The sequence below is a fragment of the Arthrobacter sp. KBS0703 genome, assembly GCF_002008315.2.
Taxonomy (GTDB): Bacteria; Actinomycetota; Actinomycetes; order Actinomycetales; family Micrococcaceae; genus Arthrobacter.
Map to the genome: position 1 here is coordinate 444,083 of NZ_MVDG02000001.1, position 25,176 is coordinate 469,258.

General features: G+C 63.6%; 19 protein-coding genes and 1 pseudogene. 17 read left to right on the top strand and 3 right to left on the bottom strand.

From position 1 onward, the window contains the following. Positions 1-52 precede the first annotated feature (52 nt). Together B1A87_RS02090 and B1A87_RS02095 are read right to left on the bottom strand one after the other, a co-directional pair. Positions 53-601 carry an aminoacyl-tRNA deacylase gene (locus tag B1A87_RS02090; protein ID WP_078027246.1) on the bottom strand — a complete coding sequence of 183 codons (549 nt, stop codon included), beginning with the start codon at positions 599-601 and terminating at the stop codon, positions 53-55. Then, entirely contained in the window at positions 601-1,800 is a 1,200-nt protein-coding gene (locus tag B1A87_RS02095; protein WP_078027245.1) for an acetyl-CoA C-acetyltransferase, read from the bottom strand. The genes B1A87_RS02090 and B1A87_RS02095 overlap by 1 nt, the downstream gene beginning before the upstream one ends. Before the next feature lie 399 nt (positions 1,801-2,199). On the opposite strand from B1A87_RS02095, the gene rpoB reads away from it, so the two are divergent. The 9 genes from rpoB to B1A87_RS23525 all read left to right on the top strand — a co-directional run bounded on the left by rpoB (position 2,200) and on the right by B1A87_RS23525 (position 19,140). Further along, positions 2,200-5,706 carry a DNA-directed RNA polymerase subunit beta gene (rpoB, locus tag B1A87_RS02100; RefSeq protein WP_078027244.1) on the top strand — a complete coding sequence of 1,169 codons (3,507 nt, stop codon included), beginning with the start codon at positions 2,200-2,202 and terminating at the stop codon, positions 5,704-5,706. 105 nt (positions 5,707-5,811) lie between these two features. Further along, positions 5,812-9,711 carry a DNA-directed RNA polymerase subunit beta' gene (locus B1A87_RS02105; RefSeq protein ID WP_078027243.1) on the top strand — a complete coding sequence of 1,300 codons (3,900 nt, stop codon included), beginning with the start codon at positions 5,812-5,814 and terminating at the stop codon, positions 9,709-9,711. A 396-nt stretch (positions 9,712-10,107) separates the two neighbouring features. Continuing rightward, on the top strand, positions 10,108-10,482 hold the full coding sequence (rpsL, locus tag B1A87_RS02110; RefSeq protein ID WP_018773658.1) for a 30S ribosomal protein S12: 375 nt from the start codon (positions 10,108-10,110) through the stop codon (positions 10,480-10,482). Between the two features lies 1 nt (position 10,483). Continuing rightward, positions 10,484-10,954, top strand: a complete 471-nt coding sequence (gene rpsG, locus B1A87_RS02115; protein WP_011692813.1) for a 30S ribosomal protein S7 — start codon at positions 10,484-10,486, stop codon at positions 10,952-10,954. A gap of 68 nt (positions 10,955-11,022) precedes the next feature. Further along, positions 11,023-13,137 (top strand): elongation factor G, encoded by a 2,115-nt coding sequence (gene fusA, locus B1A87_RS02120; protein WP_078027242.1) that lies wholly within the window; start codon positions 11,023-11,025, stop codon positions 13,135-13,137. 247 nt (positions 13,138-13,384) lie between these two features. Then, a complete protein-coding gene (gene tuf, locus B1A87_RS02125; protein WP_078027241.1) occupies positions 13,385-14,575 on the top strand; it encodes an elongation factor Tu in 1,191 nt (396 codons plus the stop codon). 164 nt (positions 14,576-14,739) lie between these two features. Then, positions 14,740-14,910 carry a hypothetical protein gene (locus tag B1A87_RS22780; RefSeq protein ID WP_185982204.1) on the top strand — a complete coding sequence of 57 codons (171 nt, stop codon included), beginning with the start codon at positions 14,740-14,742 and terminating at the stop codon, positions 14,908-14,910. Further along, a complete protein-coding gene (locus tag B1A87_RS02130) occupies positions 14,903-18,967 on the top strand; it encodes a hypothetical protein (protein WP_144275695.1) in 4,065 nt (1,354 codons plus the stop codon). The genes B1A87_RS22780 and B1A87_RS02130 overlap by 8 nt, the downstream gene beginning before the upstream one ends. 47 nt (positions 18,968-19,014) lie before the next feature. Then, a complete protein-coding gene (locus B1A87_RS23525) occupies positions 19,015-19,140 on the top strand; it encodes a hypothetical protein (protein ID WP_260680601.1) in 126 nt (41 codons plus the stop codon). A gap of 8 nt (positions 19,141-19,148) precedes the next feature. Here the strand turns inward: B1A87_RS23525 and B1A87_RS02135 are convergent, their stop codons facing one another. Then, positions 19,149-20,597 (bottom strand): GH1 family beta-glucosidase, encoded by a 1,449-nt coding sequence (locus B1A87_RS02135; RefSeq protein WP_078027239.1) that lies wholly within the window; start codon positions 20,595-20,597, stop codon positions 19,149-19,151. A gap of 434 nt (positions 20,598-21,031) precedes the next feature. Between B1A87_RS02135 and rpsJ the strand changes: the two genes are divergently transcribed. The 8 genes and pseudogenes from rpsJ to rpsC all read left to right on the top strand — a co-directional run. Continuing rightward, the gene (gene rpsJ / locus B1A87_RS02140; RefSeq protein ID WP_003803825.1) at positions 21,032-21,340 is read left to right on the top strand and encodes a 30S ribosomal protein S10; all 309 of its coding nucleotides are present in this window, start codon (positions 21,032-21,034) and stop codon (positions 21,338-21,340) included. Positions 21,341-21,357: 17 nt separating this feature from the next. After that, positions 21,358-22,008: a 50S ribosomal protein L3 gene (gene rplC, locus B1A87_RS02145; protein WP_056626643.1), complete on the top strand. Its 651-nt coding sequence runs from the start codon at positions 21,358-21,360 to the stop codon at positions 22,006-22,008. A gap of 4 nt (positions 22,009-22,012) precedes the next feature. Continuing rightward, the gene (rplD, locus tag B1A87_RS02150) at positions 22,013-22,633 is read left to right on the top strand and encodes a 50S ribosomal protein L4 (protein ID WP_056626641.1); all 621 of its coding nucleotides are present in this window, start codon (positions 22,013-22,015) and stop codon (positions 22,631-22,633) included. Beyond that, on the top strand, positions 22,630-22,935 hold the full coding sequence (rplW, locus tag B1A87_RS02155) for a 50S ribosomal protein L23 (protein WP_011692807.1): 306 nt from the start codon (positions 22,630-22,632) through the stop codon (positions 22,933-22,935). Before rplD ends, rplW begins: the two co-directional genes overlap by 4 nt. A 29-nt stretch (positions 22,936-22,964) precedes the next feature. Continuing rightward, entirely contained in the window at positions 22,965-23,804 is an 840-nt protein-coding gene (gene rplB, locus B1A87_RS02160) for a 50S ribosomal protein L2 (protein WP_078027238.1), read from the top strand. Positions 23,805-23,816: 12 nt separating this feature from the next. Next, positions 23,817-24,098: a 30S ribosomal protein S19 gene (gene rpsS / locus B1A87_RS02165; RefSeq protein ID WP_011692805.1), complete on the top strand. Its 282-nt coding sequence runs from the start codon at positions 23,817-23,819 to the stop codon at positions 24,096-24,098. Positions 24,099-24,136: 38 nt separating this feature from the next. Then, positions 24,137-24,502, top strand: coding sequence for a 50S ribosomal protein L22 (rplV, locus tag B1A87_RS02170; protein WP_003803798.1), 366 nt, complete (start codon positions 24,137-24,139; stop codon positions 24,500-24,502). Continuing rightward, positions 24,503-25,174 (top strand): annotated as a pseudogene (gene rpsC, locus B1A87_RS02175) (30S ribosomal protein S3); the annotation flags it as partial. Positions 25,175-25,176 lie beyond the last annotated feature (2 nt).

Here is a 25,176-nt window from a genome sequence, read left to right on the forward strand (position 1 = left end):
AATCCGGTGGGTTCATTGGGCCGCAAGTGACCCCGCGTTGCTGTTCGGGGACTTAGTTGGGGTCGCTGATGTCCGCGATGACTGCGCCGAGCGCCGCGGTCAGGGCGTCCGCGTCCACGAACGCGCTGTAGCCGTGCTGGCCCGCGCCCATGGAAATGCGCTTGCCCGAGATGTTCCTGTCCGCATAGACAGGCCAGGCCGTGGTGCTGCCCAGCGGCGTGATGGTCCCGCGCTCATAGCCCGTGGCTTCGAAGGCGACGTCGGCCGCCGGCATGGACAGCTTGTTGATCCCCACCAGGCTGCGCAGCTTGGGCCAGGAAATCTGGCGGTCACCGGGAATGAGGGCGAACAGGAAAGTCCCGTCCTTATGCTTCACCACGAGGGACTTCACGATGTCCGCCGGGGCGATCCCGAGGATCCGCGCCGCTTCCTCCAGGCTGTGGGCGGCAAGCCGCTCCACGATCTCGACCTCCAGGCCGCGGGCGGCGGCGTCGGCAAGGAATCGCTCCCTGCCGGCGCCGTCCGCCCCGGTGCCGGCAGTGCCGGACGTGCCGGAGCTGCCGGAGCTGCCCGCTGAGCCGGCAGCTGCCGAGCCGGTCATCAGTCCCGGAACAGCAGGAGGGCTTCGCCTTGCCCGCCGCCCCCGCAGAGCGAAACCGCGGCCTTGCCCTGGCCGCGCCGTTTCAGCTCATGTGCAGCGTGCAGCGCCAGCCTCGCGCCGGAGGCGCCGATGGGGTGGCCCAGGGCGATCGCGCCGCCGTGGATGTTGCATTGCTCCAGCGGGTAGTCCAGGTCCTTGAGGGACTGCACGGCCACGGACCCGAACGCCTCGTTGATTTCGATGAAGTCCAGATCGGTTGTTGTCCAGCCGGCGCGGTCCAAGGCGTTTCGGATGGCGTTGGAGGGCTGGGAGTGCAGGGAATTGTCCGGACCGGCCACCTGTCCCGGCTTGCCGACGACCGCGAGGTACTCCAGTCCGTTCTCCTCGGCGAATTTGCGGGAGGTCAGCACCAGGGCGGAGGCGCCGTCGGACAGGGGAGAGGAGTTGCCGGCCGTGATGGTGCCGTCGGTGACGAACGCGGCGCGGAGGCCCGCCAGGGTTTCAACGGACGTGTTGGGCCGGACGCCTTCATCGGCGGCCACAACCACCGGATCGCCCTTGCGCTGCTTGACGCTGATGGGTGCGATCTCGTCGTCGAAAATCCCGTTCTTGGCCGCGATGGCCGCGCGCTGGTGCGACTGCGCGGCGACGTTGTCCTGCGATGCCCGGTCGATGCCCAGGGTGAGGTTCTTGGTTTCGGTGGACAGGCCCATGGACTGGCCGTCGAACGCATCAGTCAGGCCGTCGTGGGCGGCAACGTCGAGGGCCTGGATGGCGCCGTAGGTCCAGCCCTGGCGCGAGCCCGGCAGGACGTGCGGGGCCCGGGTCATGGATTCCTGGCCGCCGGCGACGACGACGGTTGCGTCACCGCTGCGGATCATCCTCGCGGCGTCGATCACGGCGGTGAGGCCCGAAAGGCAGACCTTGTTGATGGTCACCGTGGGCACGTTCCAGCCGATCCCGGCGCCGATCGCGCTCTGCCGTGCAGGGTTCTGGCCAGCACCGGCCTGGAGCACCTGGCCCATGATCACGGCGTCAACCTTCTCCGCCTCAACCCCGCTCGCGGCAAGGGCCGCCTTGATGGCGTGGGCCCCGAGTTCGACGGCGGTGAAGCTCGCCAATTGCCCGTTCAGCCGGCCCTGCGGTGTGCGCGCGCCGGACAGGATGACAACATCGTTGTTGTCCGCGGAATTGCTCATGTTTGTCTCTTCCGATCTGTGTGGATGTACGCCTAGGTTATCGTGAGCCCGGTCACCTATCCATTCAAACGCTGCAGCGGCAGGCTGAATTCCGGCACGGTGGGGGATAGATGCCCTCGGCAACGGTGCTTGCAATCTGCTGGGAAGTGGGGTAGACACACGCGATGTTTTGCCGTATCGTAGATATTTGCGTCTTCCCTGTTTACCTTCAGCCTTCATATAGCGGTGGGCTTCGCCTGGCAGCTGCTCCATCAATGTGCCGTATACAACGTCACCAGCATGGGCAGACCAGGTCCCGGGTCATATAGCGGAACCGGATGGTAGCACTGCGGAGTCACTCCGCAGGGTGCATAGCGGGGGAGATCTGAAAACGCCTGAAGGTCTGTGGAAGGATCCCTCTTGGTCGCCTCGAGCACCTCTAATAACGAAACCGCTAACACGGCAAGCACCGATGGTGCCACTCGCCGACTCTCATTCGCAAAGATTCACGAACCTCTTGACGTTCCGAATCTGCTTGCCCTGCAGACGGACAGCTTCGACTGGCTGGTCGGAAATGAACGCTGGCAGGCACGCGTAGCGAAGGCCGTCGAAGAAGGCGACCTCAGCGTCGCCACCACCTCCGGTCTTTCCGACATCTTCGAAGAGATCTCCCCGATTGAGGATTTCCAGGGCACCATGTCCCTGAGCTTCTCCGATCCGGAGTTCGCTGACCCGAAGTACACCATGGCTGAATGCAAGGACCGGGACGCAACGTACTCGGCACCGCTGTACGTCAAGGCTGAATTCATGAACAACAACACGGGCGAAATCAAGCAGCAGACCGTGTTCATGGGTGACTTCCCGCTGATGACCGAGAAGGGCACCTTCGTCGTCAACGGCACCGAGCGTGTCGTCGTCTCCCAGCTGGTCCGTTCACCGGGCGCCTACTTCGAGCGCACCGCTGACAAGACCAGCGACAAGGACATCTTCACGGCAAAGATCATCCCGTCCCGCGGTGCATGGTTCGAGCTCGAGATCGACAAGCGCGATCAGGTCGGCGTCCGCCTCGACCGTAAGCGCAAGCAGTCGGTCACCGTGCTGCTGAAGGCCCTCGGCTGGACCGAAGGCCAGATCCTCGAGGAGTTCGGCCAGTACGACTCCATGCGCGCAACGCTGGAGAAGGACGCTACCGAAACCCGCGAAGACGCCTTGCTGGACATCTACCGGAAGCTGCGACCGGGCGAGCCGCCCACCGTCGAGGCTGCCCAGTCGTTGCTGGACAACCTGTACTTCAACTCCAAGCGCTACGATCTGGCCAAGGTCGGCCGTTACAAGATCAACCGCAAGCTTGGCATCGACCGCTCCCTTGGTGACAAGGAAGCTTCGGTCCTGCACGTTGAAGACATCGTCGCCATGATCAAGTTCCTGGTTGCGCTGCACGCCGGCGAGAAGACCCTCACGGGCAAGCGCGACGGCCAGGACCACGAACTGCGCGTCGAGATCGATGACATCGACCACTTCGGCAACCGCCGCATCCGCGCCGTCGGCGAGCTCATCGAGAATCAGGTCCGCACCGGCCTGTCCCGCATGGAGCGCGTCGTCCGCGAGCGTATGACCACGCAGGACGTCGAGGCCATTACGCCGCAGACGCTGATCAACATCCGCCCTGTGGTGGCAGCCATCAAGGAGTTCTTCGGAACCTCCCAGCTGTCCCAGTTCATGGACCAGAACAACCCGCTCTCGGGTCTGACCCACAAGCGCCGCCTCTCCGCGCTTGGCCCGGGTGGTCTGTCCCGTGACCGCGCAGGCATGGAAGTCCGAGACGTTCACCCGTCCCACTACGGACGTATGTGCCCCATCGAAACCCCTGAAGGCCCGAACATCGGTCTGATCGGTTCGCTGGCTTCCTACGGACGCATCAACCCGTTCGGCTTCATCGAGACCCCGTACCGTCTCGTTGCCGAGGGCGTCGTGTCCGATGAGGTCCAGTACCTGACGGCCGACGACGAAGCAGAGGTCCTGATCGCACAGGCCAACGCTCCGCTCGACGCCAACAAGAAGTTCGCTGAAGAGACCGTCCTGGTTCGTGCCCGCGGTGGTGGAGGCGAGCCCGTTCTCGTTCCCGCAGCCGACGTGCAGTTCATGGACGTTTCCCCGCGCCAGATGGTGTCCGTGGCAACTGCCCTGATCCCGTTCCTCGAGCATGACGATGCAAACCGCGCACTCATGGGTGCCAACATGCAGCGCCAGGCCGTGCCGCTGGTCCGTTCCGAGGCGCCGTTCGTCGGTACCGGCATGGAGCGCGCCGCTGCTGTCGACGCCGGTGACGTTGTCATCGCGAAGAAGGCAGGTGTGGTTACCGAGGTCTCCGCTGAACTCGTCATCATGCTCAACGACGACGGCACGGAAACCAACTACCGCATCAACAAGTTCGCCCGTTCCAACCAGGGCAACTGTTACAACCACCGTGTTCTGGTGAGCGAAGGCCAGCGCCTGGAAGTCGGTGGCATCATTGCTGACGGCCCGGCAACGGACCAGGGCGAGCTCGCCCTCGGTAAGAACCTGCTCGTGGCATTCATGTCATGGGAAGGCCACAACTTCGAGGATGCCATCATCCTGTCCCAGCGCATCGTGGCTGAGGACGTTCTTTCCTCCATCCACATCGAGGAGCACGAGATCGATGCCCGCGACACCAAGCTTGGTGCCGAGGAAATCACCCGTGACATCCCCAACGTGTCCGAGGAAGTCCTGGCTGGCCTGGACGAGCGCGGCATCATCCACATCGGTGCTGAAGTTGAAGCCGGCGACATCCTGGTCGGAAAGGTCACCCCGAAGGGTGAAACCGAGCTGACCCCGGAAGAGCGCCTGCTCCGCGCCATCTTCGGCGAGAAGTCCCGCGAAGTGCGCGACACCTCCCTGAAGGTTCCGCACGGCGAGTCCGGCACGGTCATCGGCGTGCGCGTCTTCGATCGCGACAACGACGACGAACTGCCCCCGGGCGTCAACCAGCTGGTCCGCGTCTACGTGGCTGCCAAGCGCAAGATCACCGACGGCGACAAGCTCGCCGGCCGTCACGGCAACAAGGGTGTTATCTCCAAGATTCTGCCGATCGAGGACATGCCCTTCCTTGCCGACGGTACCCCCGTTGATATCGTCCTGAACCCGCTGGGTGTTCCGGGCCGTATGAACGTCGGCCAGGTGCTGGAAACGCACCTCGGCTGGGTTGCCAAGACCGGCTGGAAGATCGAAGGCGAGCCTGAGTGGGCCAAGCAGCTGCCGAACCTGCCGCGCGAAAGTGGCCAGACCACTGTTGCAACGCCGGTCTTCGACGGTGCCCGTGAAGAGGAAATCACCGGTCTGCTGGACTCCACCAACGTGACCCGCGACGGTGACCGCCTGATCAACTCCTCGGGCAAGACCCGCCTGTTCGACGGCCGCTCCGGCGAGCCGTTCCCGGATCCGATCTCGGTCGGCTACATGTACATCCTGAAGCTCCACCACCTGGTGGACGACAAGATCCACGCGCGCTCCACCGGTCCGTACTCCATGATCACGCAGCAGCCGCTGGGTGGTAAGGCACAGTTCGGTGGCCAGCGCTTCGGTGAAATGGAAGTGTGGGCGCTCGAAGCTTACGGCGCCGCCTACACGCTCCAGGAGCTCCTCACGATCAAGTCGGATGATATCCACGGTCGTGTGAAGGTCTACGAAGCCATCGTCAAGGGCGAGAACATCCCGGAGCCGGGCGTTCCTGAGTCCTTCAAGGTCTTGATCAAGGAAATGCAGTCGCTGTGCCTGAACGTGGAAGTGCTTTCCACGGACGGAACCACAATTGAAATGCGTGACTCTGATGACGCAGTCTTCACGGCTGCGGAAGAACTGGGCATCGATCTGTCTCGTGCAGAGCCCAGTTCCGTAGAAGAGGTTTAGCAGGTGACGTCCGACGGCGGGTCACCACCCGCCGTCGGACCTCACCTCCCTCTTCCCGTAACCCAAGACTTCAGAATTTAGAGAACAAGAGAGAACAGGGACCATATGTCCAGCGAATCCTCCTTCGGCCTCATGCAGATCGGCCTCGCCACCGCGGAAGACATCCGCGGTTGGTCGTACGGCGAGGTTAAGAAGCCGGAAACCATCAACTACCGCACGCTCAAGCCCGAGAAGGACGGCCTCTTCTGCGAGAAGATCTTCGGCCCGTCCCGGGACTGGGAATGCTACTGCGGCAAGTACAAGCGCGTGCGCTTCAAGGGCATCATCTGCGAGCGGTGTGGCGTTGAGGTCACCCGTGCCAAGGTGCGCCGTGAGCGGATGGGCCACATTGAACTGGCTGCGCCTGTAACCCACATCTGGTACTTCAAGGGTGTTCCCTCCCGTCTGGGCTACCTCCTTGACCTGGCACCGAAGGACCTCGAAAAGGTCATCTACTTCGCTGCCTACATGATCACGAGCGTCGACACCGACAGCCGCCACGAGGAACTGCCCAACCTGCAGGTTGAGCACGACATCGAGAAGAAGCAGCTGATCGACAACCGCGACTCCGACATCGCCACGATCGCCCGCGACCTCGAGAACGAGCTTGCCCGTCTCGAAGGCGAAGGCGCCAAGGCTGCCGACAAGAAGAAGGCCCGCGACTCCGCCGACCGCCAGATGGCCAACGTGCGCAAGCGTGCCGACGCCGAGATCGAGCGCCTCGAGCAGGTCTGGGACCGCTTCAAGAACCTCAAGGTCGCAGACCTCGAAGGCGACGAAGGCCTCTACCGCGAACTGCGCGACCGCTACGGCATGTACTTCGAAGGCTCCATGGGTGCCGAAGCGATCAAGAAGCGCCTTGAAAACTTCGACATGCAGGCCGAGTCGGACTCACTGCGCGACATCATCGCCAACGGCAAGGGCCAGCGCAAGACCCGCGCCCTGAAGCGCCTGAAGGTGGTCAACGCGTTCCTGACCACCAACAACAGCCCGCTCGGCATGGTGCTGGACGCCGTCCCGGTGATCCCGCCGGAACTGCGCCCGATGGTCCAGCTGGACGGTGGCCGCTTTGCGACCTCCGACCTCAACGACCTCTACCGCCGTGTGATCAACCGCAACAACCGACTCAAGCGACTGCTTGACCTGGGTGCTCCGGAGATCATCGTCAACAACGAGAAGCGCATGCTTCAGGAAGCTGTTGACAGCCTCTTCGACAACGGCCGCCGCGGCCGTCCCGTCACCGGACCGGGCAACCGTCCGCTGAAGTCCCTGAGCGACATGCTCAAGGGCAAGCAGGGCCGTTTCCGCCAGAACCTCCTCGGCAAGCGCGTCGACTACTCCGGCCGTTCGGTCATCGTCGTCGGCCCGCAGCTGAAGCTGCACCAGTGCGGACTGCCCAAGCAGATGGCTCTGGAGCTCTTCAAGCCGTTCGTGATGAAGCGCCTGGTTGACCTCAACCACGCGCAGAACATCAAGTCGGCCAAGCGCATGGTCGAGCGTTACCGTCCGCAGGTCTGGGACGTTCTCGAAGAGATCATCACCGAGCACCCTGTGCTGCTGAACCGTGCACCTACCCTGCACCGCCTCGGCATCCAGGCGTTCGAACCCCAGCTTGTTGAAGGCAAGGCAATCCAGCTTCACCCGCTGGTCTGTGGCGCCTTCAACGCTGACTTCGACGGCGACCAGATGGCAGTCCACCTGCCGCTGAGCCCCGAAGCCCAGGCTGAGGCACGCATCCTGATGCTCTCCTCGAACAACATCCTGAAGCCGTCTGACGGCCGTCCGGTGACCCTGCCGTCGCAGGATATGATCATCGGCCTCTACCACCTGACCACCAAGCGTGTCGGTTCAGCTGGCGAAGGCCGGATCTTCGGCTCGGTTTCGGAAGCCATCATGGCCTACGACCTGCACGAGCTGCACCTGAACTCCAAGGTCAAGATCCGTCTTGACGGCTTTGTCCCTTACCCGGGCTGGGAAGCTCCTGAAGGCTGGGAGCCGGGTCAGACCGCGCTGGTCGAGACCTCCCTTGGCCAGGTCCTCTTCAACGAGACCCTGCCCGAGGACTACCCGTGGGTTGAGGACGTTGCCGACAAGGGCGAACTGTCCCGGATCGTCAATGACCTGGCAGAGCGCTACCCGAAGGTCGTCACGGCGGCAACGCTGGACAACCTGAAGGATGCCGGCTTCTACTGGGCCACGCGTTCAGGCGTCACGGTTGCCATCTCCGACATCGAGGTGCCCAAGGACAAGCCGGTAATTCTCGCCGGTTACGAAACCATGGCCGCCAAGATCCAGGGCCAGTACGACAAGGGCCTGATCGACGACGACGAGCGTCGCCAGGAACTCATCGAGATCTGGAACAAGGCAACCAACGAGATTGCCCAGGCAATGCGTGACAGCCTCTCGCCGATGAACACCATCAACCGCATGGTGTCCTCCGGTGCACGTGGTAACTGGATGCAGGTCCGTCAGATCGCGGGTATCCGTGGCCTGGTGGCCAACCCTAAGGGTGAGATCATCCCGCGTCCGATCAAGTCCTCGTACCGCGAGGGCCTGTCGGTGCTGGAATACTTCATCGCCACGCACGGTGCCCGTAAGGGTCTGGCCGACACCGCCCTGCGTACCGCCAACTCGGGTTACCTGACCCGTCGTCTGGTGGACGTGTCGCAGGACGTCATCGTCCGCGAAGAGGACTGCGGCACCGAGCGCGGCCTGGTGACGCCCATCGCCGTCGCCGACGCCAACGGTGAACTGGTTCTGGACGAGAACGTCGAGAACAGTGCCTACGCCCGGACGCTGGCCGTGGATGTCGTTGACTCCAAGGGCAACGTCCTGGCAGCCGGCGGCACTGACTGCGGCGACGTCGTGATCGCCGAGCTGTTCGCAGCCGGCATCACCGAGGTCAAGGTCCGCTCTGTGCTCACCTGTGAGTCCAGCGTCGGCACCTGCGCCCTGTGCTACGGCCGTTCACTGGCCACGGGCAAGACTGTCGACATTGGTGAGGCAGTGGGCATTATCGCCGCACAGTCCATCGGTGAGCCGGGCACCCAGCTGACCATGCGTACGTTCCACACCGGTGGTGCTGTTTCCGCCAGCGGTGGCGACGACATCACCCAGGGTCTGCCCCGTATCCAGGAGCTCTTCGAAGCACGTACTCCGAAGGGTGTGGCGCCGATTGCGGAAGCAGCCGGACGCATCACCATCGAAGAGTCCGAGCGCCAGATGCGCCTGGTCATCACTCCGGACGACGGTTCCGAAGAGATTGCGTACCCGGTCCTGCGCCGTTCACGCCTCCTGATCGAAGACGGCCAGCACGTCACGGTGGGCCAGAAGCTCATCAACGGCCCGGTCGATCCGAAGCAGGTCCTGCGCATCATGGGTCCGCGTGCGGCACAGAAGTTCCTTGTGGACGAAGTGCAGGGCGTGTACCGCAGCCAGGGCATTGGCATCCACGACAAGCACGTGGAAGTCATCGTCCGCCAGATGCTGCGCCGCGTCACGGTCATCGAGTCCGGCGATTCGGATCTGCTGCCCGGCGAGCTCGCCGAACGCAGCCGCTTCGAAGATGCCAACCGCCGCGTTGTCTCCGAGGGCAAGACGCCGGCTTCCGGCCGTCCTGAGCTCATGGGCATCACCAAGGCGTCGCTGGCCACCGAGTCCTGGCTGTCCGCAGCTTCCTTCCAGGAAACCACCCGCGTCCTGACGCAGGCGGCCATGGAAGGCAAGAGCGATCCGCTGCTCGGCCTCAAGGAAAACGTCATCATCGGTAAGCTCATCCCGGCCGGCACGGGTCTCCCGCGCTACACCGAGATCGCGGTGGAACCGACTGAAGAAGCAAAGGCCAACCTGTTCACCGGTCCGAGCGCATTCAGCGACTTCTCCTACGACACCCTGGGCGGCGACGGTGCTCCTGAGTTCCACGCCATCCCGCTGGACGACTACGACCTCGGCAACGACTTCCGCTAACGAGTCAGTCATCCTGAACTGAAGGGCCCCGTTTCCACAGCTGTGGGAGCGGGGCTCTTTAGTCCCCGGATTCCGCGCCGATTAAGGTCTGGCGGCTGTCCATGTTAGACTTGTGACCAATTGTTATTGTGGCAGTGGATGAGAGCGCCGGGACAGCCGAAAGGCCGGACCAGAGCGACGTTTCCGGTTTGCAGGGTTCTTGTGCAACGTATGCCACATTTTTGCATGCCTAGGGACCTTTGAAGACGAGAGTCAAGTCATTCCCCATGTGTGCGATCCGACTATTAAGGCTTCGCCTCAGCTGCTCTGGAGACTTCTTCAAAGCTCGGGCGGCGGGGCAAAGCAAAAGGAGAGCGGCTGTAAGAGGCCGCTCCGGATAAAACGGAGAACACGAAAGTGCCTACGATTAACCAGCTGGTCCGAAAGGGCCGCACGCCGAAGGTCAAAAAGACCAAGGCTCCCGCGCTTAACGGCAGCCCGATGCGCCGCGGTGTTTGCACCCGCGTGTACACCACCACCCCGAAGAAGCCGAACTCGGCTCTGCGTAAGGTCGCACGTGTGCGCCTTAACGGTGGCATTGAAGTCACCGCCTACATCCCCGGTGTAGGCCACAACCTCCAGGAGCACTCCATTGTGCTCGTTCGTGGTGGTCGTGTGAAGGACCTCCCCGGTGTCCGCTACAAGATCGTCCGTGGCGCCCTCGATACCCAGGGTGTCAAGAACCGTAAGCAGGCCCGCAGCCGCTACGGCGCAAAGATGGAGAAGAAGTAATATGCCTCGCAAGGGTCCGGCCCCCAAGCGGCCGCTCGTACTAGATCCCGTTTACGGCTCCCCGCTGGTCACCCAGCTGATCAACAAGGTGCTGGTTGACGGCAAGAAGTCCACCGCAGAGCGCATCGTTTACGGTGCCCTCGAAGGTGCACGCGCCAAGTCCGGCGGCGACCCCGTTGCTGCCCTCAAGAAGGCCATGGAGAACGTCAAGCCTTCCCTCGAGGTTCGCTCCCGCCGTGTCGGTGGCGCCACCTACCAGGTTCCCGTTGAGGTCAAGCCGGGCCGCTCCACTGCCCTCGCCCTGCGTTGGCTGGTCGGCTACTCCAAGGCCCGCCGCGAAAAGACGATGACTGAGCGCCTCCAGAACGAAATCCTGGATGCCTCGAATGGTCTCGGTGCCGCTGTGAAGCGTCGCGAAGACACCCACAAGATGGCCGAGTCGAACAAGGCCTTCGCACACTACCGCTGGTAAAACTTCCCGTACGCCGCCGGCTCGTTGAGCCGGCGGCGAACGCGTAGTCCATCCGAAAGGGAGACACCGTGGCACAGGACGTGCTTACAGACCTTAGTAAGGTCCGCAACATCGGCATCATGGCCCACATCGATGCCGGCAAGACCACCACCACCGAGCGCATTCTGTTCTACACAGGTGTGAACCACAAGATCGGCGAAACGCACGACGGCGCTTCGACCACCGACTGGATGGAACAGGAAAAGGAACGCGGCATTACCATCACGTCTGCCGCCGTGACCTGCTTCTGGGAAAACAACCAGATCAACATCATCGACACCCCCGGCCACGTGGACTTCACGGTTGAGGTTGAGCGCTCCCTGCGCGTCCTCGACGGTGCAGTTGCCGTATTCGATGGCAAGGAAGGCGTTGAGCCGCAGTCCGAGACTGTTTGGCGTCAGGCTGACAAGTACAACGTTCCGCGTATCTGCTTCGTCAACAAGATGGACAAGCTCGGTGCTGACTTCTACTTCACCGTAGACACCATCATCGGCCGCCTCGGTGCCAAGCCGCTCGTCATGCAGCTGCCCATCGGTGCCGAGAACGACTTCATCGGCGTCGTGGACCTGCTTTACATGCGCGCACTGGTGTGGCCGGGCGACGCCAAGGGTGATGTCACCATGGGCGCCAAGTACGAGATCCGCGAGATCCCGGAAGACCTCAAGGCCCAGGCCGAGGAATACCGCGCGACTCTCGTCGAGACCGTTGCCGAAGCTTCCGAAGAACTCATGGAGAAGTACCTTGAGGGCGAAGAGATCTCCATCGACGAGCTCAAGGCTGGCATCCGCAAGATGACCATCAACTCGGAGATCTACCCGGTCTTCTGTGGTTCCGCGTTCAAGAACCGTGGCGTTCAGCCGATGCTCGATGCAGTTGTCGACTACCTGCCGAACCCGCTCGACGTCCCGCCAATGATCGGTCACGATCCTCGCGACGAAGAGAAGGAACTGACCCGCGCGCCCTCATCCGAGGATCCGTTCTCGGCTCTGGCCTTCAAGATTGCTGCGCACCCGTTCTTCGGTCAGCTCACCTTCATCCGCGTGTACTCCGGTCACGTGGAAGCAGGCGCACAGGTGGTCAACTCCACCAAGGGCAAGAAGGAGCGCATCGGCAAGCTGTTCCAGATGCACGCCAACAAGGAAATGCCTGTTGAGGGCGCTACCGCCGGCCACATCTACGCAGCCATCGGTCTGAAGGACACCACCACGGGCGACACCCTGTGCGACTCCAGCAACCAGATCGTCCTCGAGTCCATGAGCTTCCCGGAGCCCGTGATCTCGGTTGCCATCGAACCGAACACCAAGGGTGACCAGGAGAAGCTCTCCACGGCCATCCAGAAGCTCTCCGCTGAGGACCCGACCTTCCAGGTCTCCCTCAACGAAGACACCGGCCAGACCATCATCGCCGGCATGGGCGAGCTCCACCTGGACATCCTGGTGGACCGCATGCGCCGCGAGTTCAAGGTCGAGGCAAACGTTGGCAAGCCGCAGGTCGCTTACCGCGAAACCATCAAGCGCGCTGTAGAGCGTCACGACTACACGCACAAGAAGCAGACCGGTGGTTCGGGCCAGTTCGCAAAGATCCAGATTGCGATCGAGCCGCTGGACACTTCCGACGGCGAGCTGTACGAGTTCGAGAACAAGGTCACTGGTGGCCGCGTCCCGCGCGAGTACATCCCGTCGGTTGACGCCGGTATCCAGGATGCACTGAACGACGGCGTCCTGGCCGGTTACCCGGTCGTTGGCATCAAGGCGACGCTGATTGACGGCGCGTACCACGATGTTGACTCCTCGGAAATGGCGTTCAAGATTGCCGGACGTATGGCTTTCAAGGAAGCCGCACGTAAGGCGAACCCCATCCTGCTCGAACCGCTGATGGATGTAGAGGTCCGCACCCCTGAGGAATACATGGGTGAAGTTATTGGTGACCTCAACTCTCGCCGTGGCCAGATGCAGTCGATGGAAGATGCCCAGGGCGTCAAGGTCATCCGTGCTCACGTCCCGCTGTCCGGCATGTTCGGTTACATCGGTGACCTGCGTTCGAAGACCCAGGGCCGCGCTGTGTACTCCATGACGTTCCACAGCTACGCCGAGGTCCCGAAGGCTTTTGCCGACGAGATCATCCAGAAGACCCGCGGCGAATAGTCCACCGGACTTTCGAAGCGACAAACTCGGGTGCGTTTCCGGTAGCGGAAGTTCACCTGGTACAGGCGGCCGGTTCCAGGCCAGCCCGGTTTCCGGCCGTCTGTGCGAACAGGCTCGAGGGACTAGTATTAGTTCCTGAATCTGCAATTTCACCAATCCAAAGCCCCCCAAGTAGACTTACTGGAGTTTCTGCCGCGACAAGCGCGGTCGAAGGGTAAGTCATTTGAAAACGTTCTAGGAGGAACCTGTGGCAAAGGCAAAGTTCGAGCGGACTAAGCCGCACGTTAACATCGGTACCATTGGTCACGTTGACCACGGTAAGACGACGTTGACGGCCGCCATTTCCAAGGTGCTGTACGACAAGTACCCGACTCTCAACGAGCAGCGCGACTTCGCGTCGATTGACTCTGCTCCCGAAGAGCGTCAGCGCGGCATTACCATCAACATCTCTCACGTTGAGTACCAGACCGAGAAGCGCCACTACGCACACGTAGACGCTCCCGGTCACGCTGACTACATCAAGAACATGATCACCGGTGCTGCACAGATGGACGGTGCAATCCTCGTGGTTGCCGCCACTGACGGCCCGATGGCTCAGACCCGCGAGCACGTTCTGCTTGCCCGCCAGGTTGGCGTTCCCTACCTGCTGGTCGCGCTGAACAAGTCCGACATGGTCGACGACGAAGAGCTGCTGGACCTCGTTGAAATGGAAGTTCGTGAGCTGCTTTCGGCTCAGGGCTTCGATGGCGACGACGCTCCGGTTGTGCGCGTTTCCGGTCTGAAGGCTCTCGAAGGCGACCCCGTCTGGGTCAAGTCCGTCGAGGACCTCATGGAAGCAGTCGACGAGTCCGTTCCGGACCCCGTACGTGACCGTGACAAGCCCTTCCTGATGCCGATCGAAGACGTCTTCACCATCACCGGTCGTGGCACCGTTGTGACGGGTCGCGCCGAGCGCGGTACCCTCGCGATCAACTCTGAGGTTGAGATCGTCGGTATCCGCCCGGTTCAGAAGACCACCGTCACCGGTATCGAGATGTTCCACAAGCAGCTCGACGAAGCATGGGCCGGCGAGAACTGTGGCCTCCTGCTCCGCGGTCTGAAGCGCGATGACGTAGAGCGTGGCCAGGTTGTCGTCAAGCCGGGTTCCATCACCCCGCACACCGACTTCGAGGCTAACGTCTACATCCTCTCCAAGGACGAAGGCGGACGTCACAACCCGTTCTACTCCAACTACCGCCCGCAGTTCTACTTCCGCACCACGGACGTAACCGGCGTTATCACCCTGCCGGAAGGCACGGAAATGGTTATGCCTGGCGACAACACTGAGATGACCGTTGCGCTCATCCAGCCCATCGCCATGGAAGAGGGCCTCGGCTTCGCTATCCGCGAAGGCGGCCGCACCGTTGGTTCGGGACGCGTTACCAAGATCATCAAGTAGTACTTGCTGATCATGGGTCGATGTCCGGCTCCGGCCTGACATGATCTTCTAAACAGCCCCGCTGCACTAGCAGCGGGGCTGTTTTTTGCTATGCTTAATCCATTCATTGGATTAATTCGTGCGGAGCAGGCTGCGCCGTTAATGACCCTCCTGGAGGCACCGGCATGTGGAATTCCGCGGACGAGGCATACCGTGCCGGCTTCAGGGCAGGCCATGTGCAAGGGTGGCGAGACGCCCTGGCGAGTTCCGCGGCGAAGCCCGCGGCCGCCCGGCCGACCCGGTCAAGCCAGCAGCAGCCTACCGTCTGTCTCTTATACACATCTAGATGTGTATAAGAGACAGCCGCCGGCTGCCCGCGCCGAGGCTCCGGCGCCTGCCCGCGCCGAACCTAAGGCTGTCCACCCCGGACCCCCGGCGCCTGCCGGCCAGCCGAGGCTGCCGGCGGGCGGCCCGCTCCGGCTTCCGCCCGCCGCTTTGCCCGCGTATCCGTCTGTTCCCGCTCGCGATGAGGCCCAAGTACTGGCCGATCGGCAGGCACTCCGGGCGCGGCGCGAACAGCAGAACATCAACGTCACGCTCTACATCGCCAGCTTGCTGCTCGTGGCGGCGGGTGCTCTGTTCATCGGTGCCGGGCTGCCCGTGCCGCTTCGCTTTGCGGGTGCCTGCACCATCATGGCGCTGTTCTACGCGGCCGGCCTGGTGTTGCATGCCAAAGCCCCGCGGCTGAAGCCTGCCGCCGTCGCCTTCTCCGGAACCGGCCTGGCACTTATCCCGGTGACGGGCCTGGCCATGTTCAGCCTTGCTGTTCACAATGGCCCCCTTTCGTGGCTGGTCACGTCGGTTGTGGGCACGGCCGCTTATGTCCTGGCGGCCGTCAGGCTTGAGAGCCGTGTCCTCGTCTATCTGTCAATGACTATCGTGGTCTCCACGGCCTGGTCCGGAGTGTCGGTTCTTGGCGGAGCGCTCCTCTGGTACTTCACGGCACTGATAGGGGTGGCTGTCTGCTTCACGGTGCTGGCCATCCATAGGCCGAAGTGGGTGCCGCCGGTCTACGTCAGGCCGCTTGCTGAGCTGCATCCGTTTATCGTCCCGGCCGTCGCCGTGGCTGCCACCCTGGTGCCGCTGGTGCTGGGACGCGGTGACTACGCCCGGATCATGGCCATGTGCGGATGCTATTTCGTCGTGATCTCCATGATGCCGGGAGCTATGTTCCGCCGGCCGCAGTTCATCGCCGCCCGGGCCAGCCTGACCCTAGCGGCAGCCGCCGCCGTCTGGGAGCTGACTGACCGGGGGAGCGCCGCCATCGCCGCCGCCGTCGTGGCGTTGTCCGTCCAGGTGCTGTTGGCGGCCCTGGCTGCCGGGCGGCTACCGGCGCGGCTCGCCGGCCTCGTGCACCACCGCGGTTGGCGGCTCGACACGCTCATCACCTTTGGGCTGCAGCTTCTGTTGACAGTGGTCCTTGCGCTGGCGCAACGCCAGGACGACTTCTTCGGACATGCGCCCGCAGCGGGAAGCCTTCCGCTGTGGGCTCCTGCGCTGCTGGCATTGGCCACCGGCGGAGTCCTGGCCTGGAAATTGCGCGGAGAAGCGGAGTGGGCCCCGGCCGCAGCGCTGGTCATGGGTGGGCTGCTGGCGGACTGGCTCGGAGCGTGGCAGCTCACCGGCCTGCTGCTTGCCGGAGCGGCTTTCTGGGCCGTCCGTGCACTCCCTGCCGCGGAAGTGCTGCGCCACCACTTCGTCCTTGCCGCCCGCGTCACCGTGACACTGGCAGCCCCCGTTCTGACCGCCGCCGTCGTCGGCGAGGACAACGACGCCCGGTCTTCGTATGGCGTCCTGGCGCTGTGCCTGGTCCTTGCGCTGCAGCAGCTCGCCACAGCTGTGCTGATCCGGACGCGCATGCGGACCCTCACGCCTGAGACCAGCCTGGCCTGCTTCACCGGCGCAGGCGTTGCAGCCATGACAGTTCTGACGCTGGGCCATCAGGAATCCTTCCCCACGCCGATAGGGGACGGCCACCTCGCCGGCACCGCCATCGCTGCGCAGCTCGTCACGTCGTTGGCGGTTGGCCTGTTGCTGTTCCCCCGATTGGAAGCCGGGCAGCCCTGGCGACTGTCGGTCGCCGAGGCCGTGCCGCTGGCCGTTGCAGCGGTGGCCGCGCCGCTGGCGTTCGACGCCGTTTCCTTCGGCCTTGGGAATGCCATGCTCCTGCTGGTCACCGCCTACGTTGCGGCGACGGCCGCCAGGACTTCCCGGCCGGTGCCCCGGCGCTGCTATTGGTGGATGAGCCGGGCGTCAGCAACGGTGCTGACGCTCACCGTGTTCCATCAGGTTCAGCAGGTGGGCGGCCCCGTCCTGGTGGGCGGGGAAGCGCTGGCGCCCGTTACGGTCCTGGCCGTGGCACTCGTCCTCCAGCTGATCGTTCCCCTCCGGGAAGGGTGGCGCGGCCCGGTTCCGAGGCATGTGTTTGCCGACGCCGCGGCTGTCCTTGCCCTGCAGGCGGCGGCTGTCATGATCGCCGAGCTGAGCAGCAGGGCGGCCGGGTCGGAAGCCGCGTGGTCGTGGCAGGTGACTTTCACAACCTTGCTCCTGGCCGGCGGCGCGGCGGCGGCGGGCTACATTCTGCGGGCCCACCCATGGGCAGTGGCCTTCGCCCCCTCCGCGTTTGCGGTGCTGCTGTTGCTGCGCCGGGAGAGCCTCCCCGGGATCGAGATGCTGCTGGGTATCTTCGCGGCGTTCAGTGCGGTGATGGTGGCCGCGGTGCAGGACCGGCTTCTGCGGGGCGGCTATTTCGCTGCCGCCCGGGTGCTGACCGCTGCCCTGGCGGTGGTGCTGAGCTACGACGTCTCGGCCTCGCCCACGGTTGTCGCGGTGACATTCGCGCTCGTCTTCGCGGCCCAGCACGTCATCCGCTGGCTCATGCGGCACCGGCTGGCCGAGGTGCCTTTCCAGCAGGCAGCCGTATGGGTCACCCTCGCCGGGCAGACAGCACTGCCGCTGGCCTACGTTGCGCGGCCCTTCGGGGCGGGATCAGGGGCGGACGACGGCGGACGCTGGGTGCTGCTGTTGACCCTCCTTCTGCTGCTGCTTTCCGTCGCCGCGGCCGGGCGCCTGTTCGCCGCGCGGGGCGCTGTTTACCTGGGGCTGTACGCTGCGTTGTTCGCCGTGGTGGCGCTGGGGCCCCTGCTGAGGTTTCCGGCGTCGGGAGATCCCACCGTGCTGCTGTCCGCGCCGGTGCTGAGCCATGAAGGCGTCGCCGTGCTGCTGCTGGGCCTGTCCGTGGCCGCCACTGCCAGCGGCATACTGCGCCGGGACCGGAATACGGGTGGTGTTGACCGCTGGCTGTGGCTGGCGGCGGCGGGCTCTTTTGGGACGTCATCGGCCATGCTGGCCCCGCCAGCCGCGGACTGGATTGCCGGGGCGGCCGTGGTGGGCCTGGCCGCGGCGTGCTTCGCGGCATCCCATGTGGAAGGCCTGCCCGGCTTCTACGTGCCGGCCGTCCTGGCCGCGCTGGCAGGGGCCACCATGACGGTTGACGAGATTTTCGCGGACGTCTCCGGCCCCTGGGGGTTCTACCTGCCCTGGCTTGCAGGCTGCGGAACCGCGGCGGCCGCACTCTACTCGGCTGAATTGGCCCGCCGCGCACTGCAGGCACCGGCTGGCCGCCCTGCCCCGGCCCGCTCAGCGCAGGATCCGTCAACGGAGAGCGGCCGGGACGTGCGCTCCCTGTCGCTCGTCGCCGCGGCAGTCCCGGGCCTTGCCGTCGCGGGTCTGGCGGGACTGGCCTACAGCGCAACATCCTGGGCCGGCGCGGCGCTGGTGGCCATGGCCGCCGTCGTGATTTGGCTCGAGGTGCCAGTGCGGGCGCGCAGGCTCGCGGCGGAGCTGGGTTCCTTGGCGGTGACCGCTGCTGTCCAGCGCGCGGCCCTCTTTGGCGGGGCTCTCCCTGCAGGGCCAGCCGAGCTGAACGGGAACCGGTTCGATGCGTCGTTCTGGCCGCATTCCTCGTGGCCCGATCCCTTCTGGACGGCGCAGTGGTACGTCGTCCTGGCCGCGGTGCTTGGCGTGCTGCGGTACCGGGCCGGCCTCCACGACGGCGGGCGGCTGTATCAGGGCCTGGCCGCCGGTCTGCTCTCGGTGAGCGGCGTCCTGGTGATTTTCGGCGGAGATGCGGCCCAGCAGCTGTGGGTGCTGGCCTTCTTTGCCGCGCTTCTGGTGGTTGGGCTCGGCTACGGCGAGCGGATGCTTGTGTGGTGGGGTGCCGCCGGAGTGACGCTCTGCATCATGTGGGCGATGCGCCAGTACACGTACGTTCTGCTGGCCCTGATCGCCGTGGGGCTCATCGCGCTGGCGATTTGGCGGCTCAGCCGCAGCAGGCCCGCCGGCACGGAATAGCGAAGCCGCTGCCCTGATATCGTTGCAAGCAAAGAGAGGGGCACATCATGGAATGGCTGATTTTCCTGATCGTGGTCGTAGCGGTTGTGGCTGGCGCCTTCTGGGCGAAGAAGAATTTCCGCAACGAGATTGAACGCGCAAAGCGCATCAACAGGGCCAACAAGAACAAATAACGCTGTGTTCAGGCCAGGGCTTTCCTGGCCCGGCTAAGGGACTGCAGCCAGTAGAAGGACTTCTTGGGCGTTCGCTTCAGCGTTTCGAAGTCCACGTGCACCAGGCCGAAGCGCTGCGAGTACCCGGCCGCCCATTCGAAGTTGTCCATCAGGGTCCAGACGTAGTAACCGAGCAGTTCCACGTCATGGGCAATGCCGCCGGGTGCGGTGGAAGCCACGGCCTGGTCGAGGTGATGAGCCAGGTAGTCGATGCGCCTGGAGTCGGCGATGGGGCCGGTCACGTGCTCGGGCTCGGGAAAGCTCGCGCCGCTTTCCGTGATGTAGAGCGGCGGCAGGGCTGCGCCGTACCGGTCCTTGAGTTCGCGCAGCAGGATGCCCAGGTGCTCGGGTGCCACCGGCCAGCCGAACCCCGTGGTGGCGTACTCGGGGAAGGCCGCCAGATGGAACGGCACCCGCATCATGGCATGGGACGTGCCCGCCGGGGTGTCAGGCGGGCCCTGCCCGGCGGCGACCTTCACCGGGTAGTAGTAGTTCACGCCGTAGAAGTCCAGCGGTTGGCTGATCAGGCGGAGGTCGTCGTCGGACGCCTTGGACAAGGACTTGAACCAGTGCCGGGCGGCCAGGGGCGGCTTCGGATAGCGGCCCAGAAGAATGGGATCCGCGTAGACGCGGTTCAAGACAAGGTCAAACACCTTGGCCAGCAGCCGGTCGGTCAGCTTCCGGGATGCCGGGCGCACCGGGGAATGCAGGTTGGTGACGCCGATTCCTCCGGTCACGCCACCTGCCCGCAGCGCCTGGACGGCGAGCCCGTGGCCCAGCAGCTGGTGGTGGACCGACGGCAGTGCGTTGAACAGGAGATCCCGCCCGGGCGCATGCACGCCCAGCGCGTAGCCGTTGAGCGTCACGGACACGGGCTCGTTGAGCGTGACCCACTGCGCCACGCGGTCGCCGAGCCGCTTTCCCGCCGCGGCGGCGTACTCCGCAAAGCGTTCGGCCGTGGCCCGGTTCATCCAGCCGCCGCTGTGCTCGAGGGGGAGCGGCGTATCCCAGTGGTACAGGGTGGCCATGGGGGAGATGCCGGCCGCCAGCAGCTGGTCCACCAGCCGGTCATAGAAATCCAGGCCTTGTGTGTTGAACGCGCCCCGCCCGTCGGGCTGGACCCTCGGCCACGAGATCGAGAAACGGTAGGAGTCGATGCCCAGGTCCTTCATGAGGGCGACGTCCTCGGTGGCGCGGTTGTAGTGATCGCAGGCGACGGCGGGCGAATGGCCGTTCATGATGCTTCCGGGTTTCTCCGCGAAGGCGTCCCAGCCTGAAGGCCCTCGGCCGCCAGCGGCCAGGGCGCCTTCGATCTGGAACGCGGCAGCCGCCACTCCGAGCGTAAAATCGGGCCTGAGGCGTCCGGCGAGGTCCTGCACGGAGGCAGTGTTAACGGCGTCAGCATTTTGCACGGCCATTCACCTATCATCCATTCGAAGATTGCCGAAGGCAATGACTGCCCCGTCAGGCGGCCGGCCGGGGGACCGGGGGAGCGGGACAGGGGCCGGGGCGGCGGGCCGGTCAGCGGCCTGATTCGCATCCGACCATAAAATCCGGCATACTAGATGAGTTGTTCAAGCGCTTCTTCGCGTCCCGATCCGGATAATGCCGGGTGCCAGGGTCCAGGTGGAAGTCCAAACATAACCCACTCCCCAAGGAACTGCGGGCTCGCACGCTTCGAAGGTGCGACACGCCCGACCGCGGGGGTCGGTTACGCCGGCAGGTTGAGGAACCCGGATTCTTCCGGATTCAGCTTGTGCGGCGGGTGGTAGTTACGACTTCAAATGCTTCGGCAGCCACATACAACAGGTAAGTAAACAGAGCAGCATTTACTGAAAGAGAGTCAGGCGACATGGCGGGACAAAAAATCCGCATCCGGCTGAAGTCATACGACCACGAGGTCATTGACGTTTCAGCACGGAAGATCGTTGAGACGGTCACGCGCGCAGGCGCAACGGTAGTGGGCCCCGTGCCGCTGCCTACGGAGAAGAACGTGTACTGCGTTATCCGCTCTCCGCACAAGTACAAGGACAGCCGCGAGCACTTCGAAATGCGCACGCACAAGCGTCTGATCGACATCATCGACCCCACGCCGAAGGCTGTTGACTCGCTTATGCGTCTCGACCTGCCGGCCGACGTGAACATCGAAATCAAGCTGTAGGGAGGTGCTGAGAGACTATGACCGCAACCCGTAACGTAAAGGGCCTGCTGGGCACGAAGCTCGGCATGACCCAGGTCTGGGACGAGAACAACAAGCTCATCCCCGTCACTGTTGTCCAGGCTGACTCGAACGTCATCACCCAGCTGCGCAATGCAGAGACTGATGGCTACGTCGCCGTTCAGATCGGCTACGGCCAGATCGATCCCCGCAAGGTCACCAAGCCGCTGGCTGGTCACTTTGAAAAGGCAGGCGTCACGCCTCGCCGCCACGTCGTCGAACTGCGCACTGCAGATGCTGACTCTTACGAGCTGGGCCAGGAGCTCTCCGTAGAGCTCTTCGAAGCCGGCCAGAAGATCGACGTTATTGGCACCACCAAGGGTAAGGGCTTCGCCGGTGTTATGAAGCGTCACGGCTTCCACGGCGTTGGAGCTTCCCACGGTGCCCACAAGAACCACCGTAAGCCCGGTTCAATCGGTGGCGCATCCACCCCGAGCCGCGTCTTCAAGGGCATGAAAATGGCCGGCCGCATGGGCGCCGTTCGTCACACCACGCTGAACCTCACTGTTCACGCGGTTGACGTCGAGAAGTCGCTGCTCCTGATCAAGGGCGCCGTCCCCGGCGCCCGCGGCCAGGTCGTACTCGTACGCACCGCCGTGAAGGGAGCCTAGTTCAATGACTAGCACTGTCAAGGTTGACCTGCCTGCAGAGATCTTCGACGTACAGACCAACGTGCCGCTGCTGCACCAGGTCGTCGTTGCACAGCTCGCTGCTGCTCGCCAGGGTACCCACAAGACCAAGACCCGCGCCGAAGTTTCCGGTGCAGGCCGCAAGCCGTTCAAGCAGAAGGGTACCGGCCGCGCCCGTCAGGGCTCGATCCGTGCTCCGCACATGACCGGCGGTGGCGTTGTCCACGGTCCCACCCCGCGTGACTACAGCCAGCGGACCCCCAAGAAGATGATTGCTGCTGCACTGCGCGGCGCACTGTCTGACCGCGCCCGTAACGGACGCATCCACGTCATTGCTGACCTGGTTGCCGGCGACAAGCCGTCCTCCAAGGAAGCACTGGCAACGCTGCGCGGCGTCTCCGAGCGCAAGAACCTGCTCGTTGTCATTGAGCGCGCCAACGATGTTGCTGCACTGTCTGTGCGCAACCTCGAGGAAGTTCACGTTCTGTACGCAGACCAGCTGAACACCTACGACGTTCTCGTTTCTGACGACGTAGTCTTCACCAAGGCTGCCTACGAAGCATTCGTTGCTGACAAGGCTGCAAAGAACGAGGAGGATGCCAAGTGAGCGCAGCCACCATCAAAGACCCGCGCGACGTCGTGCTTGCACCCGTTGTTTCGGAAAAAAGCTACGGCCTGATCGATGAGGGCAAGTACACCTTCCTGGTGGACCCCCGCTCGAACAAGACCGAGATCAAGCTGGCCGTGGAGAAAATCTTTTCCGTCAAGGTCGAATCGATCAACACCATCAACCGTGCCGGTAAGCGCAAGCGCACCAAATTCGGATGGGGTACCCGCAAGAACACCAAGCGTGCCATTGTGACCCTCAAAGAAGGCACTATCGACATCTTCGGCGGTCCGCTCGCGTAGCGGAGACCACTTTAACGAGGAAATAAATTATGGGAATCCGTAAGTACAAGCCGACTACACCGGGCCGTCGCGGCTCGAGCGTAGCGGACTTCACCGAAATCACGCGGTCGACGCCGGAAAAGTCGTTGGTACGTCCGCTGCCCAAAAAGGGTGGCCGTAACAACTCCGGTAAGATCACGACCCGCCACAAGGGTGGTGGGCACAAGCGCCAGTACCGTCTGATCGACTTCCGTCGCCACGACAAAGACGGCGTCAACGCCCGCGTTGCCGAAATTGAGTACGATCCGAACCGTACGGCTCGCATCGCCCTCCTGCACTACGTTGATGGCACCAAGCGTTACATCATCGCCCCGAACAAGCTGTCCCAGGGTGACTTCGTAGAGGCAGGTGCCGACGCTGACATCAAGCCCGGCAACAACCTGCCCCTGCGCAACATCCCGGTGGGTACCGTTATCCACGCAGTTGAACTGCGTCCGGGTGGCGGCGCCAAGATGGCCCGTTCCGCTGGAGCGTCTGTTCAGCTCGTCGCCAAGGAAGGCCGCTTCGCCCAGCTGCGTCTGCCTTCCGGCGAAATCCGCAACGTTGACGTGCGCTGCCGCGCCACGATCGGCGAGGTCGGCAACGCCGAGCAGTCGAACATCAACTGGGGCAAGGCCGGCCGTATGCGGTGGAAGGGCGTTCGCCCGACCGTCCGTGGTGTCGCCATGAACCCGGTTGACCACCCGCACGGTGGTGGCGAGGGTAAGACGTCCGGTGGACGTCACCCCGTCAACCCGAACGGTAAGCGTGAGGGCCGCACCCGCCGCCCGAACAAAGAGAGCGACAAGCTTATTGTGCGTCGTCGTCGTACTGGCAAGAACAAGCGATAGGAGCCTGGACACATGCCACGCAGCCTGAAAAAAGGTCCTTTCGTTGACCAGCACCTCTTTGTGAAGGTGGACAGGGAAAACGAAAAGGGCACCAAGAACGTCATCAAGACCTGGTCCCGCCGCTCGATGATCATCCCCGACATGCTCGGGCACACGATCGCCGTGCATGACGGACGCAAGCACATTCCGGTGTTTGTCACTGAGTCGATGGTCGGGCACAAGCTCGGCGAATTCGCTCCCACGCGGACATTCCGCGGCCATGTCAAGGACGACCGTAAGGGCAAGCGCCGCTAGGCGCCTGCACTTACGTCAAAGACGAGAGAAGGAAAGCAATGGAAGCCAAGGCAATTGCGCGTCACATCCGCGTAACGCCTATGAAGGCCCGGCGCGTCGTCAACCTTGTTCGTGGTAAGCAAGCGAACGAGGCTCTGGCAATTCTGAAGTTTGCCCCCCAGGCAGCTTCTGAGCCGGTATTCAAGGTAGTTCAGTCGGCAATCTCCAACGCACGGGTCCTCGCGGACCGCGACGGCGTGGCGTTTGACGAAGGTGACCTCATCATCAGCGAAGCGTTTGTTGATGAAGGCCCGACCATGAAGCGGTTCCAGCCGCGTGCTCAGGGTCGTGCATTTCAGATCAAGAAGCGCACCAGCCACATCACCGTGGTAGTCGCTACCCCGGAGAAAGAGGAGGCTCGCTAAGTGGGACAGAAAGTAAACCCGCACGGGTTCCGACTCGGCATCACCACCGATCACGTATCGCACTGGTTCGCTGACAGCACCAAGGCCGGCCAGCGGTACAAGGACTTCGTTCGCGAAGACATCCGCATCCGCCAGCTCATGTCGGTTGGCATGGAGCGCGCCGGTATCGCCAAGGTCGAGATCGAGCGCACCCGTGACCGCGTCCGCGTGGACATCCACACGGCACGTCCGGGCATCGTTATCGGCCGCCGCGGCGCAGAAGCAGACCGCATCCGCGGCGAGCTCGAAAAGCTCACCGGCAAGCAGGTTCAGCTGAACATCCTCGAGGTCAAGAACCCCGAGATGGAAGCACAGCTTGTTGCCCAGGGCGTTGCTGAGCAGCTGACTTCCCGCGTGGCTTTCCGCCGTGCGATGAAGAAGGCCATGCAGTCCGCACAGCGTGCCGGTGCCAAGGGTATCCGTATCGCTTGCTCCGGTCGTCTGGGTGGCGCTGAAATGTCCCGCTCGGAGTTCTACCGCGAAGGCCGTGTGCCCCTGCACACCCTCCGCGCGAACATCGACTACGGCTTCTACGAAGCCAAGACCACCTTCGGCCGCATCGGCGTGAAGGTCTGGATCTACAAGGGTGACGTCACCTCCAAGGAACTGGCTCAGCAGGCAGCTGCTGCTCCTGT